We start from the raw sequence: 18,088 nt of genomic DNA on the forward strand, positions 1-18,088 counted from the left end.
GGCAGTCGCAAAATGAGCAAAATAATGTTTATTATGTGAGTTTTGGCATTCCCCGGTATTGGATGGCCTCTGCTAAATGAGATACGTTAATATTTTCAGCATTGTCTAAATCCGCGATGGTTCGCGATAATTTCAGGATCCGGTGATAGCCTCTGGCACTGAGGTTCATCTTGGTGTAGACTTTTTCCATGAGTTTTTGCTCGGCAGTACCAAGTGTACAAAAACGTTCCATAAGTCTTGGGGTTAGCTGGGCATTGTAAAAAATATCGAGATCCCGGTACCGTTCATTCTGTCGTCCCCGGGCAGCATCTACCCGTTTTTTGATAACCTGGGAGGTTTCGCCTTTGGGCTTGGTTTGAAGTTCATCATAGGTTGTATTGGGAACTTCCACAAAAATATCCAGTCGATCCATCAGGGGACCGGAAATTTTCCCCTGGTAATTTTTGATTTGCTGAGGGGTGCAGATACACTCATGGGATGGATCAGACAAAAAACCACAAGGACAGGGATTCATCGAACTGATGAGGGTAAAACAGGCGGGAAAGGTAAGGGCGGCATTGACCCGGGAGATGCTGACCTCCTGATCCTCCATGGGCTGACGCAAAACCTCAAGCGCTGATTTTTGAAATTCAGGGAGTTCATCCAAAAAAAGAACGCCTAAATGAGCAAGCGATACTTCTCCGGGTTTGGGAATGCGCCCGCCACCCACTAAGGCAGCTTTAGAAATGGTGTGATGAGGGGACCGAAAGGGACGTTGATTGATAATGGCATTATTTTTTAACAAACCTGAAATGCTGTGTATTTTTGTGATTTCAAGGGCTTCATCCAGGGTGAGATCAGGAAGAATAGAGGGAAAACCCTTGGCCAACATCGTCTTGCCAGATCCCGGTGCTCCTGTCATCAAGACGTTGTGGCTGCCGGCGGCAGCAATTTCCAAAGCTCGTTTGGCCTGATCCTGGCCGCGAATATCTGAAAAATCAATGCCGTAACTATCTATCTTTTGAGTGAGAAGACGGTTTAGATCAACTTTAAATGGTGCAATGATCAATTCGCCCTTGATCAATGCAATGGCTTCATTCAGGTCTCTTAGAGGAAAAACATCAACACCTTGGACAACCGCAGCTTCATAACGGTTGTTATAAGGAATAAGAATATTTTGAATGCCGGCTTCTTTTGCGGCCAAAATCATGGGAAGAACACCGGTGACACATCTAATTTCGCCGCTGAGGGATAATTCCCCAACAACGAGGTAATTATCCGATTGATCCCAGGTCAGTTGATCGGAGGCGTTTAAGATACCCAGGGCAATGGCCAGGTCAAAGGCAGGACCTTCTTTTTTTAGATCTGCAGGGGCCAGGTTAATGGTAATGCGCTCCATGGGATATTTAAAACCGTTGTTTTTGATGGCCGAAAAAACGCGGTCTTTGGATTCCTTTATGCCGGTATCGGGAAGACCGACTAATGAATAAGAAGGCAATCCTCGGGAAATATCAATTTCAACGGTGACAATAACGCCATTTACACCTAATAATCCGCTACTTTTTATCTGTGATAACATTTACAGTTTACCTCCGCTATATTAAGAGCATTATACAGGAAATAAAAAGAAAAACATAGCGAAAAAAATAAATTGATATGATATGATCATATTAAGAAATTAGGGAGGTGCTAATGGAAAAAACGAATAAAGGAATTTTGTATGTCGTGATAGCGATGGTTCTATTTAGCACTGGCGGTTTGTTTATCAAGCTCATCGATGCTAATGCGTATACGATTACCTTTGGTCGAGCATTGATTGCAGGACTTATTTTTTTGCCTTTTATTCAGTGGCAGAAAATCAAACTTTCAAAGGCGTATGTGGCACTTGTTTTTGCTTATTGTTACGTCTGTATTGTATTTGTGATCACAACCAAAATAACGACAGCTGCCAATGCTATTATTTTACAGTGCACAGCACCTTTATGGCTATACCTTTTCTATCTGATTAAGGGAAAGAAAATAAAAAGTCGTGAATTCATTCCCCGTGCATTTATTTTTCTGGGTATTATTGTCATCCTCAGCGCATCCGGGGGAGGCAATATTTTTGGCGATTTACTGGCACTGTCAAACGGGATCGCCTATGCCGTGGTTCAGTATTTTATGGAAAGAGATTACCCCATTTCGGATCGATCGATCATTGGAATCAATAATATTGTTTTATGTCTGTTGATTCTGGTGCTAATGCCTAATAGTCTTGATTTTTCAGGATTGTCTATTCAGGGATGGTCGGGACTGATTTTTCTGGGGGTGTTCCAAATTGGTGTTTCTTATCTCGTCTTTTTAAAAGGCGTTCGATTGATATCGGCTTTTAAAGCTTCGATTGTATCGTTGCTGGAGCCGGTACTAAACCCGATCCTGGTGTTCGTTTTTGTCGGTGAAATGCCATCAGTAGGATCTTTAATCGGGTTTGCAGTCATATTATTTGGCATCATTTTGACGGTGATCCCTAGTAAGTTGGGTGAGGGTATTGAAGAATAAGAATAGCAAAAGCAGTGTTATATTTACACATAACACTGCTTTTGTGATCCTAAAAGCCTATTTTTTTTAATAAATGATTAGAAAATAAAATTGCTAATTATTCATCTTGTGGCTGTGGCATGTTTCCAGTTTTTGGAAATGGATCAATGAATAAAAATATCGCACCTGCTACTGTAGCCATGATCATAGCGGCAAACATAGGTCCTTCAATAGCGTTGCCAGTAATGCTTCCGATCAAAGCGATCCAGTAAGTTGTTATAAAAGCAAAAGCGTTCATAATTGCGAGTACAATGGAAACACAAATTGGGACAGCTTGGGGTTCGGAAACCATACCGATAATCATCATGACTGCTGGAAATAGAGTAGAGAAGCCAATGCCGACCAATGCGGTTCCAATTGTTACCATGATAATATTGCCAGTAAACAGAACGAGAACATAACCAAGTGTAAAGGCAAATAATCCAAATGAAATAGTAAAACGTTTAGCTATTTTGAAAATATTGCTAAAGATCACACCTGCGATAATACCGCCGACGGTAAAGAATGACAGGACAATTGCGGCAACAGCTGGTCCGCCTAAATTGTGGTTAGCTAAAAATGTTGACATACCCATTAATAAGGGATAGTCTAGCAACATAACACAACCGAAAAGGATTGAAATGAGCCAAACAGAACTTTTTATTTTTACTTTTTGTTTCGTAACACCGATGGGCTGTTCAATTTTATTTGGTTCCGGCAGGAAGAAAATAACTAATAACAGGGATATAATACCAAAAGCATGTGCATAAAAAGCATAATTCCAGGAAATGCCAGCCAGTAATCCACCGGCAAACTGAAGGATAACACCACCGACATTCATGAGGATCGTGCCAAGCCCCATCATTTTTGCTCTTGGATTGTCATCGTAAAGGCCGATAATAAGTGCATTTCCGATTGGGGACATGATACCAAGACCGATACCAAACACGGCTCTTTCAATTAAAATAACGGTAAAGTCATTTGCAAATGCTGGTGCGATACCACCTATTAAGAACAATAGTATACCGATAATTGAAAGTGTTTTGAATTTTACTTTGTTACCGGCAATTGCACCGGCAATAAGCGTAGCTGGAATACACAGCAAAGATGGCAAGGTTGAAGTCAAATAGATTGTTGAAACCGACAAATTTGGAAATGCCTGCATGATGCTGTTCAGGGCCGGAGTGATGGTCCCAACACCCATTGTCAGAAAGAATAAGGACAAAATTGCGACTGCTGACAGGGTTGAATTCTTTTGAGCCATAAAATAATACCTCCTAAAAATAAAATTTATTTATCATGTATATTTATTTACATACATGTATAAACCATGAATTAATAAAAATAATTATTGGGGTTGGTGTTCAAAGTTGGCTGTCAAATTGAGATAGTAACGATTACAACAAAAACTGACAACTTCGAACACCAAGAGAATATCTAATTACTTAATGTCGTCAATGTGAAATACAATAGCATTTCTTCAACAAGACCAAAGGATTCTTTAACAGCTGTAATAAATTCACTGCTTTTCATAATTCCTCCATTCATTTCATTGAAATTCTGAACAATTGAAAAAATTGATTTGATTAAACCCAGTAATATTATAAAAATAATAGTTAACTTAGATTAATATTAGTCATATTTAATTTAACTCGATAATAGCACGAAATAAAGTGATTGTCCATAAATATTTATAAAAAAAGTTATATTACGAAAATAATAGTATATAACTTGTAATGATAATCGATTAATATTGATTAATTGAGCATTTTACTATTAGAATGATATCATCAATTATTTGACCGATTACTGAAAGGTTATATATGTTTAATAATAAATTATGTAATGTGCGAAAAAAAGCCGCTGAATAATGTTTATACATTATTCAGCGGCTGCAGATAAAATTATTGAAGATTTTAATGGTTATAGAATAACAAAATTTTTCTCGATGCGAATACTGATTTTCTTTTCGATTTCATAGGATTCATCAATTACCTGGGCAATAATATTTTTGTCAAGGCTCATTGTTGTAAGCAATTGATCAAGGGTGGCATTGGCAAAATCGAGTGAGGAACAGTCAATCAGACCGGCATCATAGGCGAGATTGGTGGCGGCAGAAGCACCCATGTTTGTATAAGTAATAAAGGCAATTTCAAATTCACTGAAATGTAAACCACAGCTTTCAGCAAGGGTACGATAAAAATTGGTCATAACACTCTCTTGATTATAAATGATGTTTTCACTTAATATATCGTAATAAAAGCGACTGAAATTCTTATTGGTTCGCATGTTATAATTAATCATCCGTATTTCAACGGCGGTCTGCAATAACAGAGTGGTATCAATATCAGCCGCATCTATTTTTTCTTTGACCCGTGTCTTGATGGCGGACATGAATTCATTATATACTTCAATTCCCAAACCGCCCTTTGATCCGAAATAATAGTTAATCAGACCAACATTGGCACCAGAGGCTTTGGCAATTTTGATACAGGTTGTATCGGTATAACCACTTTCATAAAACAAGGCTTTGGAAGCCTCATATATTTTTTCTTTTGTTTCTTTGCCCGCTTTATATTTTCCCATAATTTCAACTTTCTTTTCTATCAATAAAATTAATTTCAATTGTGCATACAAATACAAGATGAGTTTATCATATTCTGTCATTAAAAACAAGCTAGGATATGAAAAAATTTGTATGGACATAAAATTCTTCCTATGTTAAAATTTAGTAGATTACAATTTAGTAAATTAGTAATCTACTAAAAATAATTTATGAAAATGAGGTAGAAGTAAAAAATGAAAATTCCGACAGCATTAAAACATAAACCCGTTATTGTTTCAGAGGATTACGATAAAATTGACGGAAGAGATTGTCAATCAGATGCAAAGGGTTTGTCGGTAGGCTTGGCCCAATGGAATGATCGGGGCAAGGTTGATGTATCTGCAAAAATATGGCGCTATACCGGTGAGAAATGGTCAAGACAATCAGAAGAAATGCCATTGCATCGAGTGATTGATCTGGCGATTTTCGTATGTCGGACAAAGCTGTATTTTAGGGAAGCCTACCGGTATGAGAAACTTTATGATGAAAATGAAGCTCAAATTGATCGGATCCCTCTTCAAGGGGGGGCGATGGACGTTTCGGTTTGTCTGGATAATCCGTTTTTGGATGAGGACATTAAATTGGTTTCAGCAGCTCTGGCAAAGGATGATGAATTGCTTGGTGAAAGATTGGCGCGTTTAGCGGCAATTCTGAGAGAAATGGGGTACTAATGAAAAAGAGTCAATCAAAAAAAGAAATCATTGCTGCGTACAAAGAACAAAAACAAACTGGCGGTATATTTGTAATTCGCAATTTGAAGACCGGCAAATTGTTTTTAGATGCAACACCCAATATCCAGGGAATGGCTAACCGCTTTGAGTTTTCTCGAAAGACAGGGTCCTGCGTCAGTCAGAAACTTCAAAATGACTGGTTGATTTATGGCGGTGAGAATTTTGTGTTTGAAATTTTAGAAAAGTTAGATATGAACGAAGATCAAAGCAGAAAAGAATTTAAAGAAGATCTTGAAACGCTAAAGTCGTTATGGCTTGAGAAATATGATGATGAGAGCTGTTGCTAGTTGGTATTTTTGTGGAAAACAGAAGGGACTATGAAATGCTGCAAGAGAGACAATCATTTATTATCTATGCAAAGAGAGAGGGGACCTCTCTCTTTGCATAGTAACTAGTTAGTAATTAGTTGTATCAGTTTTGTTTCAACCACTCCCGATTAAAGGCTATGGCTTGCTCAACCCGTGCTTTGGCAGGGCCGCCAATAATATTTCGCTGGTTAACACAGACGGTTAGATCAATGGCCTCATAGATGGTTTCATCAAAAACAGGAGAAACGCTTTTATATTCTTCCAGAGTGAGTTCATCCAGACTTTTTTTATGTTCTAATCCGTAAAATACCAGTTTCCCAATGATTTCATGGGCATCGCGGAAGGCAATACCGTGTTTAACAAGCCAGTCGGCGGCATCGGTAGCGTTTGAAAATCCACCGGCAGCTGCTGTTTTCATGACTGTTTTATTGACGGTCATGGTTTTAACCATTTTGGCAAAGGTGATGACGCATATTTTGATGGTGTCGTAGGCATCAAAGACGGGTTCTTTATCCTCTTGCATGTCTTTATTGTAGGCCAGAGGAATTCCCTTCATGGTGGTCAGAAAGCCCATTAAATCACCATAAACACGGCCCGTTTTGCCCCGGACCAATTCAGCGATATCGGGATTTTTCTTTTGGGGCATGATGCTGCTGCCGGTACTGAAGGCATCGTCAAGGGTGACAAAGTTAAACTCACTGCTGCACCATAAAATAATTTCTTCGGAAAAACGGCTAAGATGCATCATCAATACAGCGGCTGCTTCAAGAAAATCAACACAAAAATCCCGGTCGGAAACACCGTCCAGACTGTTTAATGAAACTGCGGAAAAGTCCAGCTCAGCGGCAACAGACTCCCGATCTAAAGGGTAGGTGGTGGTTGCCAAAGCACCTGAACCTAAGGGCAGGGTATCAGCCATCGCTCTTACTTGTTCCATTCGGATCATATCACGTTTGAACATTTCAACATAAGCCATTAAATGGTGAGCAAAGGTAATCGGTTGGGCCCGTTGGAGATGGGTATAGCCCGGCATAATGGTATCGGTATGTTCCTGGGCTAAATCCAAAAGAGTGGCTGCCAGTTTACCAATGAGTGATTTGCTGTCTTTCGCAATATCTTTGACATAAAGACGCATATCCGTGGCTACCTGATCATTGCGGCTGCGGCCGGTATGAAGCTTCTTTCCAATGTCGCCGATACGTTCGGTGAGAATGGCTTCCACATTCATATGAATATCTTCCATTTCGACCGAAAATTCAATCGTGCCGGCCTCAATATCCAATAATATTTCTTCAAGCGTTTGGATGATTAGTTTGGATTCACGGGGATCAATAATATTTTGTTTCCCGAGCATCCGGGCATGGGCAATGCTTCCTGTGATATCCTGCTTATAAAGGCGTTGATCAAAGGAAATAGACGAGTTAAAATCATCGGTTAAAAGGTCGGTTTTTTTTGAAAACCGACCTCCCCACATTTTTTTCATTATTATTTATTCCCCTTTTTTTCTTCTTCACGGCTCAGTCGCATCAAGGCACGCACTTTTAGCGGCAAACCAAAGAGATGAATGAAGCCTTCAGCATCTTTATGATCGTAAAGGTCGCCAGTCGTGAAACTGGCAATTTCAGCATTGTATAATGAGTAAGGCGAAGTAACGCCAACAAGGATAATATTGCCTTTATATAGTTTTAATTTAACATTCCCGGTAACGGTTTTTTGAGTTTCGTCAACAAAGGCGGTGAGGGCCTCGCGAAGTGGCGTAAACCATTCACCATTGTAGGCAAGCTCTGCAAATTTAACCGCTGCCTGTTGTTTAAAACCATAGGTTTGACGATCCAGACACATGTGTTCCAATTCGCCATGAGCGTCATAAAGGATGGTACCGCCTGGAGTTTCATAGATTCCGCGAGATTTCATACCAACCACACGATTTTCAATTAAATCAACGACGCCGATGCCGTGTCGTCCGCCAATGACATTTAATTTTTCCAGTAATTTTCGGGCACTTAAAGCTTCGCCGTTTAATTTAATCGGAACGCCTTGTTCAAAATCCAAACTGAGAATTTCGGCTTGATCAGGAGTCTCTTCAAGTGGGGTTGTCATTTGTAATAGCTTTTTATATTGTGGTTCTAATGAAGGATCTTCAAGTTCAAGACCTTCATGACTCATATGCAGAATATTTTTGTCACGGCTGTAGCTGTTGCTAATGGTCATCGGGACTTTAATATCATGAAGGATACAATAATCCATCGCATCTTCGCGAGATTTAATATCCCAAATTCGCCAAGGCGCGATTATTTTTAATTGCGGGGCAAGTGCTCCGATTGATAATTCGAAACGAACCTGGTCATTTCCTTTACCGGTGGCGCCATGACAAATTGCTTCGGCGCCTTCCAGCTCTGCATATTTTACCAGAACCTTTGCGATTAAAGGACGTGCCAGGGAAGTTCCCAATAAATATTTCTTTTCATAAATTGCATCGGCCTTAAGAGCTGGCCAGACATAGTCTTCAACAAATTCATCGGTGACATCTTCAATATATAATTTGCTGGCGCCGGAAGCGAGAGCCCGTTCTTCCAAACCATCTAATTCGGTTCCCTGACCAACATCGACGCATACGGCAATAACTTCATAGTCATAGGTGTTTTTAAGCCATGGTATAATGGTTGTGGTATCTAATCCACCGGAATAGGCAAGAATTACTTTTTTCTTCAATTTTATATCCTCCTGAAAATCATTTGTTTATATATTTATTTTTAATACATGAATGATTATACAATCAATTGGGGTGAAAATCAAGTATAAATTCAAAAATATTAAAAATAATTTTATAAATATGCAAAAATAACGCTTGATTATTCATGAAAGGTCCGGTATAATACAAAAATAAATTAATTGTAATAATTTCATAAACAAACAGACAATCACCTATTATTTTGATAGAATGAATAATAGCAGAAGTAATTCTGGTTGGAATGCTTGAGGTTGTAGACAAACACTTTGCCTGATAACCATACCGACCACTGACTAATCGTTGTCGTTATGGTGGGTAATCAACAGTCTGAAGCATTCTTATTAGAAGTTTTAGAGAGGATAAAAAAATGATTAAAGCATCTGTTATCGGTGGAACCGGTTATGCAGGACAGGAACTCATTCGAATCTTAATGAGGCATCCTGAGGTGGAGATAGTGACGGTTGGGTCCAGAAGTTATGCGGGACAAAAATTCAGTGATATTTACGGAAACTATGAGAACATTATGAATCATGTCTGTGAAGTCGCCGATATTAAAGAATTGGCAGAAAAGTCGGATGTCGTTTTTTTGGCATTGCCTCATGGTATTGCATCTAAAATGGTTACTGAAGAAATATTGATGCAAACAAAAATTATTGATTTAGGAGCTGATTTCCGGCTTAAAGATATTGATATATATGAAGACTGGTATAATACCGAACACCATAATAAGTCATTATTAAAAGAGGCTGTTTATGGATTGTGTGAATTGCATCGTGATGATATCAGAGATGCTCGTTTAATTGCCAATCCGGGCTGTTATACAACTTGCAGTATCCTGAGTCTGGCACCGCTTGTAAAAAATGATCTGATTGATATCAACAGTATTATTATTGATGCGAAATCGGGGGTTACTGGTGCGGGCAGAGGAATGGTTCAGACGTCAATGTATTCAGAATGCAATGAATCCATCAAGGCTTATAAGATCGGGGAACATCGACATACCCCAGAAATCGAACAGGAACTGGGCTTGTTTAACGGTAAAAATTTTAATCTTCTGTTTACACCCCACCTTGTCCCGATGAATCGGGGGATTCTGGCTTTATCTTATGCGACCTTAACAAAGTCAATCGCTATAAATGAGCTTCAGGAACTTTACAAAGATTTCTATAAAGATGAATACTTTGTGCGTTTAACCGGAGATCGAATGCCGGAAACGCGATGGGTTAAGGGGTCGAATTATTGTGATATTGGCTTAAAGATTGATACGCGAACCAATCATGTAGTGATTGTCGGTGCCATTGACAATTTGATAAAGGGAGCGGCCGGTCAGGCAGTTCAAAATATGAATATTGTTTTTGATTTAGATGAAAAAACAGGAATCGACTTTATTGCCGATTTCCCGATTTAAATAGGAGTTAAGACATGAAAATAATTAAAACAGGTGGGGTAACAACACCCCGTGGGTTTAAAGCTGGTGGCACAAATTGTGGGATCAAAGCAAATGAAAAAAGTGATTTGGCGATCATCTATTCTGAAGTGCCAGGTGGGACGGCTATATTGACGACCACTAATGAAGTAAAAGCAGCACCAATTCTTTGGTGCAAGGATGTTATCGCCAATCCGTACAAGCAGGCAGTCGTTGTTAACAGTGGGAATGCCAATGCCTGCACCGGACAAGCAGGCATAACGGCAGTGGCAGCGACGGCAAAAAAAATGGCGGAGGCTCTGGGTCTTAAACCGGAAGATGTTCTGGTGGCATCCACAGGCGTTATTGGCGTGGCATTACCGGTTGAAAAAATTCTATCCGGGATTGATGTGTTGGTACCAAAAATTGGGAACACCAGTGAAGATGGCCGATTGGCAGCGAATGCCATTCTGACAACCGATACAGGGGTAAAAACCATTGGGGTTGAAGTCGAAATTCAAGGCAAACTGGTGAAAATTGGGGGTATGGCCAAAGGATCCGGCATGATTCATCCCAATATGGCCACGATGCTTTCTTTTGTAACCACCGATGTGAACATTGAACCGGCGCTGCTTCAAAAGTTGTTAAAAGAGACGACCATTGATACCTATAACATGATTTCCGTGGATGGGGATACCAGTACCAATGATATGGTAACGGTTATGTCAAACGGAATGGCTGGAAATGACAAGCTGGAGGAAGCCACTACTGATTATGAAATCTTTAAGGAAGCCTTTGTGTTTGTCCATAAAACGCTGGCAAAAAAAATCATTCGCGATGGTGAAGGCGCGACAAAATTTATTGAAGTAGAAGTTTACGGAACCAAAACAAAGAATGAGGCAAGAATTTTAGCAAAAGCGGTGATCACTTCAAACCTTGTTAAAACAGCTTTGTTTGGTGAAGATGCAAACTGGGGCCGGGTGCTTTGTGCTTTGGGCTATTCTGGGGTTGAATTTGATCCGTTAAAAGTATCTTTGATTTTTTCGAGTCAGGCGGGTATGATTACGCTTTTAAAAGATGGTGTGCCGATTGCTTTTAAAGAAGATGAAGCAAAAAAAGTCTTATCTGAAACAGACATTAATATTTCTGTTGATCTTAAGGATGGAGATGAGAAGGCAGTGGCCTGGGGTTGCGATTTATCCTATGAGTATGTTAAGATAAACGGCGACTATCGAAGCTAAAAAAATATAGAAGGAAGTATTAAATGGAAAAATATATTGAAAAGGCGAATGTTCTGATTGAAGCCTTGCCTTATATCCAGAAATTCAAAAAGAAAACAATGGTCATCAAGTATGGCGGTAGTTTCATGTATGATGAGGCGATTAAACAATCAGTAATGGACGATATAGCACTGATGCGTTTGGTTGGGATTCGGGTGATCCTTATTCATGGCGGAGGTAAAGATATATCCAGCATGTTAAGTGATCTTGATATTGAAACCGAGTTTGTGGATGGACTGCGAATCACGAATGAAAAAGTGGTGGAAGTTGCCGAAATGGTGTTATCGGGAAAGATTAATAAGGAAATTGTTCAACTTCTCCAGAATCGGGAAATCAGCGCGGTTGGTCTTTCCGGTAAAGACGGTGGGATGATCAAGGTTAAGAAGAAATTTGTCAACAATCTTGATATTGGTTTTGTTGGCGAGATTGAAAAGGTGGATAGCCGAATTTTAAGTACTTTATTAAAGGACGATTACTTGCCGGTCATCGCTCCGATTGGTACGGATGAAACCGGACAAAGTTATAACATTAATGCGGACCATGTCGCTTATGCCATTGCTAAAGCAGTAAAGGCTGAAAAATTAATCTATTTAACGGATACCGATGGGGTCTATATGGATTTTGAAAATCCGGACTCGATTATTCGTCGCCTTTCTGCTGACAGTGTGCCAAAACTCATCGAAGAAGGTGTTATTTCCGGGGGGATGATTCCGAAAGTACAAAACAGTGTGGATGCCATCAATGGCGGCGTTAATTCGGTTCATATTTTAGACGGAAAGGTTCAGCATTCTTTGCTCCTCGAACTCTTTACAGCAGCCGGTGTTGGAACGATGATTCGTCGTTCGATAATTTAGGAGGAAAAAATGGATTTAATTACACGTGGAAATAATGTGATCATGGAAACTTATAAACGTTTTCCATTGGTTTTCGATAAAGGTCAGGGATGTGTACTGACGGATATAAACGGGAAAGAATACCTTGATTTTATGGGCGGTATCGCAGTTAACGCTCTTGGCTATGCTCACCCGGGGCTGATGGATGCAATGAAAACGCAAATGGAAAAACTGGTTCATGTTTCTAATTTGTACTGGACTGAACCCGGGATTGAGTTGGCTGAACTATTGACAAAAGAAAGCGGCTTGGATAAGGTTTTCTTTTGCAACAGCGGCGCAGAGGCCTGTGAGGCGGCATTAAAACTTTGCCGTATTTATGGAAAACTGAAAAAGCATCAGAATGCCGTAGAAATTATTGCCATGGATCAGTCTTTTCACGGACGAACCTACGGCGCAATCAGCGCGACTGGTCAAAAAAAATATCAGGCGAATCTGGAACCGTTGCTGCCGGAAATTTATCATGTGCCCTTTAATGATATTGAAGCATTAAAGGCTCAGATTAATCCGAATATCTGTGGAATCATTCTGGAACCCATTCAAGGTGAAGGCGGGATTCATCCAGCCGATCCGGAATATTTAAAAGCAGTACGAAAAATCTGTGACCAAGAAAATATTGTGTTGATTTTTGATGAGGTACAGACCGGGATTGGCCGTTCCGGAAAATTGTTTGCCTATCAGCAATATGGCGTGGTTCCGGATGTTGTCACCATGGCTAAAGGATTAGGCGGCGGTGTGCCCATCGGCGGTATTATTGCTAAAAATCACGTTGCTGAGGTCTTTACACCAGGAACCCATGCGGCCACTTTTGGGGGCAATCCATTTGTTTGCGCAACCGGCAAATATGTAATTGAAACTTTGACGGCGCCGGGATTCTTTGAATCGGTTGCTGAAAAGGGCGCGTATTTAAAATCCCAATTAGAAGCATTAAAAAAAGAACATCCTTCAATCAAAGATGTTCGCGGGATGGGACTGATGATCGGAGCTGAGGTTGATGGCGATCTGGGAGTCATTGTTGCAAAGGCGATGGACAAGGGACTATTGGTTATAACGGCTGGATCAAATGCGATTCGCTTTGTTCCACCGCTCATCATTACTAAGGAACAAATTGATCAGGCCGTGCAGATTTTTTCAGAATGTTTGTAAGTTAAAACAGCGTCAAAATTTTATTTGTTTCATCGGGGCGATCCACAATCGCCCCGATGATTTTATAGTTAATCTTTTTTCAGCAGTATCGACACGTTGGTTCCCTGGTTGAGTTCGCTGGTGATAATGAGCTCGCCCCGATGGATGGTGACAATGCTGTCAATAATCGACAGCCCCAAACCAGTGCCGCCGGTTGCTCGGGAACGATCATGGTTTATCCGATAGAAACGTTCTTTAATCTTGGCAAGTTCATTATTTGGAATACCGCAACCCGAATCGGAAACGGTAATTTCGGTTGTCTTTTCATCGTGAACTTTACAGATCAGCGTGATGGTCCCTCCTGCTTCCGTGTACTTTCGGCTGTTATCTATGAGACCGCGGATGGCTTGAATCAGTAATCCTTCATTTCCGTGAACAAATGCATGTTCACATGTTTTCAGCTCATAATTATGGTCGGGATCGATCATGGGCCACTGATAGTATATTTTTTCTAAAATTAGAGAAATATCTAGAACTTTAAAATCAGTACTATAATAATTGTTTTCAATTCGAGTGATGAGCAGCAGGTCTTCAACCATTTTATTCATACCCTGGATTTCATCTCGAATGGCTTCAATGGATTCATCACGAAGCTGCGGATCATTTTTACCCCAGTCCGCTAAGATATCAATATAACCCTGAATGACGGTTAGGGGTATGCGTAATTCATGAGAAGCATCGGATACAAAACGTTTTTGGTTGTTGAATGCAGACTCTAATTTCTGGATCATTTGATTCAAGGAGACAATCAATTGATCAAGTTCATCCTTATTTCCGGTTTCTTCAATGCGGATGTTTAAATTATTTTCAGTTATATTTTTTGCGGTTTCAGATATTTCAATGAGGGGTTTTAAGGTATGCTTGGTACCATAAATACCAATGATGATAATCGCTATTAAACCTAAGATACTGATGGAGACCATCAAAACGAATAAAGTGGTCATAAAAACATAGCTATCATGAAGATTTTTTACGATTTGAATATAAATGATATTTCCGTCTTCAAGGACGTAGTAAGATCCGACATAATAGTATTGCGTCTGATTATAACGCAGAGAATTCACTGAAATTGGCTGATTCTTATTTTGGTCATTAAAGCTGAATTCAAAAAAATGAAAATTATATTGATCCAGATTATCGGCGGTGAGAAGGTCATTTAATATCTCTGAGGATTGATAGATATGTTCGGCATTATCCGAAAGTCGGTAGGCAATCAGAGAATTGTCTTTGACATAGGGGTATAATTTTTCTGAAATTACTTCCAGTCGCTTGTCTGTCGGAAGACTGAGAAGCAGCGACCTGTTTTCATCGATGGTGTTAATGACATAATCATTAAAACGAATCATGGTCGACTGGCTTTCATTTAAAATAAGCTGCTGAGCGAAAAAGAATACCATTACAAAAGAAAGGGTCAGGACCGATGTCAGAGCAAGAATAAAAAAGTAAACGATCCGATGATAGATCTTCAATGGCTTTTTCCGGCCCGGAATATTTAAGTTATCGAACCACATAGCCGCGACCTCTTATTGTTTGGATGCGTTTTTCATTATAATTCCGGTCGATTTTATCCCGCAGGTATTTAATGTAGACATCAACAATATTATCACCACCTTCATAATCAAAACCCCAAACATTGTCCAGAATCTGTTCCCGTGATTGAACCAAATCATGATTCAGTACAAGATAATACAAAAGATCGAATTCAGTTCGAGAAAGATCAATCTCTTTAGAGTTGCGGATTACGCGAAAGTTATCGAGATCGATCTCGATATCCTTAAATATGATATGTGTTTTTATTAAATTGTCATGAGTGCTTTTGCGTATATTCGCTTTGATACGGGCAAGCAGTTCGTCAAAATTAAACGGTTTTGTAACATAATCATCAGCTCCAAGTTCAAAACCTTTTACAACATCTTGGGTACCATCTTTGGCAGTCAAAAAAATAACCGGAATTTGATTATTCTGAGATTTTATATAATGAAGAACTTCATACCCGGATGCTTCGGGAAGCATAATATCCAGGAGGATTAGATCAAAAGCAGGGTATTGATTAAATGTTTCAATGCCTTCACGGCCAGTAAAAGCTTTGGTCGTTTTAAACCCGGCATGATTTAACTGAAGTTCAATGATTCGACATATTTTTTTATCATCTTCGATAATAAGTATTTCTTTCATAGCAACCTCCTAATTAATTAAAATCATATCATATTTTATTGATTTTATATAGCTTTAAGATTTCAGAATTATAATTAAAACATATGACTTATGATTTAAATTCAAAAACGTGGAAGGAGTCGCTTTATGCGTATATTATTTGTAGAGGACGAAAAAAAGATAACTGATGCTCTCCAGGAACTATGCAGGATACAAAATATTGATTGCGATATTGCCAATGATGGTGAAGAAGGTTTGTTATTTGCTCTTAACCCTATTTATGATGTGATCGTTTTGGATATCATGCTGCCAATAAAAAGTGGCATTGAAATTCTTCAGCAAATCAGGGATCAGGGTATTAATACCCCGGTATTGATGTTGACGGCAAAAGGAACCATTGATGATAAGGTAAAGGGATTGGATATGGGAGCGGATGATTATTTGATCAAACCTTTTTCGGCAAAAGAACTCTTTGCTCGGATTCGTGCTTTGGGACGTCGTCCGGATCATGGCATCAAGGGAGAAACGATTGTTTTTGAAGATGTGAGTTTCAATACCAAGAAAAACATTTTGCAGACAACGGATAAGGAATTTAAGCTTTCGGTTAAAGAAGCGAAGATCTTGGAAATGCTTTTGAAACGACCGAACCAGGTATTTACCCGGGAACAGATTTTAGATCGGGTTTGGGGATTTGACAAGGAAGTCAATGAGAATAATATTGAGATTTATGTTCATAATCTGCGAAAGAAGATTATCGATACTGAGGTCAAAATTGACACAATTCGAGGGGTTGGTTATACACTTGGGAAAAAATAAGTTGGGGTACTAAGTCTCATGTTTAAAGAAATTAAACGAAAAATCACACTGTTTAACACCCTGATTCTAGTTGTTTTTATGTTTGTGTTTATTTTACTCTTGGGCTTTCTTGTAAAATGGAGTCTTAATCTTACCGGTGAAATATATTTAACCAATGTTGGAAAAGAGATCATTGAAAACAATGGTGAATCAGACCCGCCTCAGGTAAATTCAGTTGATTCCGTTCATGATAAGGTGGGATATCAATTTATTTTGTGGGATAGCAGCCACACTGTAAAATCGATGAAAGTAAATGACCGAAATTTAATTATGTCGGGTTATGAGTTGGTGATTCAGGAAAATCAGGCGTCTCAATTTAATACAATGGTTTCGGATGATGTCGAATATCGGGTCTATACTCTTTCGTATTCAAAAGATTCTAATGATTATGTGCTGCAGATTTTTCAACAGATTACCACGGAAAAGTCAATGGTTGCCTACATTATTTTTTTCTTGTTATTAATCGGGGTCGGCTCCATTGTCGTATTAATTCCCCTGAGTTATTTTCTGGCAGGAAAATCGCTGCAACCCATTAAGGAGACTTTTGAAGATCAAAAAAAGTTTATTGCAAATGCTTCTCATGAGTTGCGAACCCCTCTTACGGTCATTCAAACGAATGTGGAGGTATTAAAGCTTAAGGAAGATGAACAGATAAAAGACAACATGAAATGGCTGAACAACATCGGCAGTGAAAGTGAGACAATGGCCAAACTCATTTCTGATTTATTGTTATTAGCACAAGCGGAAAATCAAAGTCTTTCCGTTGAGAAGGAACTGTTTGATTTATCTTCTTTGTGTCATCAAATGGTTGTGCTTATGACAGAATTGGCAAATGAAAAAGAAATTGAGCTAGGCGAGAATATTACCCCGGATATACACTATCGCGGCGATGAAGAACGACTTAAACAGGCGGTGCGAATATTAGTCGATAACGCTATTAAATATACACCAATAGGCGGTAAAGTACAATTGTGCATAACTCAAGGCAAACGAAATATTGTCATTGCAGTTAAAGATACCGGAGTCGGACTGACGGAAGAAGAAAAGGCAAAAGTATTTAGTCGTTTCTATCGGGTGGACGATGCCCGAAACCGGGAAACCGGTGGTTATGGACTCGGCTTAAACATCGCGGATTACATTGTAAAAAAACATGGCGGTAAAATAAAAATAGAATCGGTTCCCAATGAAGGCAGTACCTTTTCGATTCTCTTACCACGCACAAATATAAAACAGGATACCAAAAAAAATAACCATAATAACTATCGAATCGATTCATTTTTATAAAAATCAAAAGTTCAAGTATTTAACTGTTTTTAAGGAGACTGGAATTTCCAGTAAGGATTCTTTAAAAATTGGTTGAGTAATTGAACTTTTTTTATGTGGAACAACGCGATAACATTTAGTTTGTA

Annotated in this window: 16 protein-coding genes; 9 read left to right on the forward strand and 7 right to left on the reverse strand. The window is 39.2% G+C overall.

The window, feature by feature from the left end; translation table 11 throughout:
- Window positions 1–31: 31 nt before the first annotated feature.
- Window positions 32–1,558: a YifB family Mg chelatase-like AAA ATPase gene (locus FZC41_RS11935; RefSeq protein WP_148567637.1), complete on the reverse strand. Its 1,527-nt coding sequence runs from the start codon at window positions 1,556–1,558 to the stop codon at window positions 32–34.
- A 113-nt stretch (window positions 1,559–1,671) separates the two neighbouring features.
- Here FZC41_RS11935 and FZC41_RS11940 point away from each other — a divergent pair, with 113 nt between their 5' ends.
- A complete protein-coding gene (locus FZC41_RS11940; protein ID WP_148567638.1) occupies window positions 1,672–2,517 on the forward strand; it encodes a DMT family transporter in 846 nt (281 codons plus the stop codon).
- Between the two features lie 97 nt (window positions 2,518–2,614).
- Here the strand turns inward: FZC41_RS11940 and FZC41_RS11945 are convergent, their stop codons facing one another.
- Both FZC41_RS11945 and FZC41_RS11950 read right to left on the reverse strand, forming a co-directional pair.
- Window positions 2,615–3,799 (reverse strand): MFS transporter, encoded by a 1,185-nt coding sequence (locus FZC41_RS11945; protein WP_148567639.1) that lies wholly within the window; start codon window positions 3,797–3,799, stop codon window positions 2,615–2,617.
- A 659-nt stretch (window positions 3,800–4,458) separates the two neighbouring features.
- Entirely contained in the window at window positions 4,459–5,241 is a 783-nt protein-coding gene (locus FZC41_RS11950) for a TetR/AcrR family transcriptional regulator (protein WP_148567640.1), read from the reverse strand.
- Window positions 5,242–5,334: 93 nt separating this feature from the next.
- Here FZC41_RS11950 and FZC41_RS11955 point away from each other — a divergent pair, with 93 nt between their 5' ends.
- Together FZC41_RS11955 and FZC41_RS11960 are read left to right on the forward strand one after the other, a co-directional pair.
- Entirely contained in the window at window positions 5,335–5,811 is a 477-nt protein-coding gene (locus FZC41_RS11955; RefSeq protein ID WP_148567641.1) for a DUF6530 family protein, read from the forward strand.
- Window positions 5,811–6,158, forward strand: a complete 348-nt coding sequence (locus FZC41_RS11960; RefSeq protein WP_148567642.1) for a GIY-YIG nuclease family protein — start codon at window positions 5,811–5,813, stop codon at window positions 6,156–6,158. The genes FZC41_RS11955 and FZC41_RS11960 overlap by 1 nt, the downstream gene beginning before the upstream one ends.
- A gap of 124 nt (window positions 6,159–6,282) precedes the next feature.
- Here the strand turns inward: FZC41_RS11960 and argH are convergent, their stop codons facing one another.
- The gene (gene argH / locus FZC41_RS11965; RefSeq protein ID WP_148567643.1) at window positions 6,283–7,662 is read right to left on the reverse strand and encodes an argininosuccinate lyase; all 1,380 of its coding nucleotides are present in this window, start codon (window positions 7,660–7,662) and stop codon (window positions 6,283–6,285) included.
- A 2-nt stretch (window positions 7,663–7,664) separates the two neighbouring features.
- On the reverse strand, window positions 7,665–8,891 hold the full coding sequence (locus tag FZC41_RS11970; RefSeq protein ID WP_148567644.1) for an argininosuccinate synthase: 1,227 nt from the start codon (window positions 8,889–8,891) through the stop codon (window positions 7,665–7,667).
- Between the two features lie 386 nt (window positions 8,892–9,277).
- Between FZC41_RS11970 and argC the strand changes: the two genes are divergently transcribed.
- From argC to FZC41_RS11990, 4 genes are read left to right on the forward strand one after another with little or no spacing between them, the layout of a single operon-like run.
- Window positions 9,278–10,318, forward strand: a complete 1,041-nt coding sequence (gene argC, locus FZC41_RS11975) for an N-acetyl-gamma-glutamyl-phosphate reductase (protein ID WP_148567645.1) — start codon at window positions 9,278–9,280, stop codon at window positions 10,316–10,318.
- Between the two features lie 14 nt (window positions 10,319–10,332).
- Window positions 10,333–11,556, forward strand: coding sequence for a bifunctional glutamate N-acetyltransferase/amino-acid acetyltransferase ArgJ (gene argJ / locus FZC41_RS11980; RefSeq protein ID WP_148567646.1), 1,224 nt, complete (start codon window positions 10,333–10,335; stop codon window positions 11,554–11,556).
- Between the two features lie 23 nt (window positions 11,557–11,579).
- Window positions 11,580–12,449, forward strand: a complete 870-nt coding sequence (gene argB / locus FZC41_RS11985) for an acetylglutamate kinase (RefSeq protein WP_148567647.1) — start codon at window positions 11,580–11,582, stop codon at window positions 12,447–12,449.
- Between the two features lie 9 nt (window positions 12,450–12,458).
- A complete protein-coding gene (locus FZC41_RS11990) occupies window positions 12,459–13,631 on the forward strand; it encodes an acetylornithine transaminase (protein WP_148567648.1) in 1,173 nt (390 codons plus the stop codon).
- Window positions 13,632–13,699: 68 nt separating this feature from the next.
- Here FZC41_RS11990 and FZC41_RS11995 read toward each other — a convergent pair whose 3' ends face one another.
- Together FZC41_RS11995 and FZC41_RS12000 are read right to left on the reverse strand one after the other, a co-directional pair.
- A complete protein-coding gene (locus tag FZC41_RS11995; RefSeq protein ID WP_148567649.1) occupies window positions 13,700–15,181 on the reverse strand; it encodes an ATP-binding protein in 1,482 nt (493 codons plus the stop codon).
- The gene (locus FZC41_RS12000; RefSeq protein WP_148567650.1) at window positions 15,168–15,845 is read right to left on the reverse strand and encodes a response regulator transcription factor; all 678 of its coding nucleotides are present in this window, start codon (window positions 15,843–15,845) and stop codon (window positions 15,168–15,170) included. Before FZC41_RS12000 ends, FZC41_RS11995 begins: the two co-directional genes overlap by 14 nt.
- 126 nt (window positions 15,846–15,971) lie before the next feature.
- Here FZC41_RS12000 and FZC41_RS12005 point away from each other — a divergent pair, with 126 nt between their 5' ends.
- Entirely contained in the window at window positions 15,972–16,640 is a 669-nt protein-coding gene (locus FZC41_RS12005) for a response regulator transcription factor (RefSeq protein ID WP_148567651.1), read from the forward strand.
- An 18-nt stretch (window positions 16,641–16,658) separates the two neighbouring features.
- A complete protein-coding gene (locus FZC41_RS12010) occupies window positions 16,659–17,963 on the forward strand; it encodes a sensor histidine kinase (RefSeq protein ID WP_148567652.1) in 1,305 nt (434 codons plus the stop codon).
- Window positions 17,964–18,088 lie beyond the last annotated feature (125 nt).

It is taken from the genome of Acetobacterium paludosum, from assembly GCF_008086595.1.
In the GTDB taxonomy this organism is placed as follows: Bacteria; Bacillota; Clostridia; order Eubacteriales; family Eubacteriaceae; genus Acetobacterium; species Acetobacterium paludosum.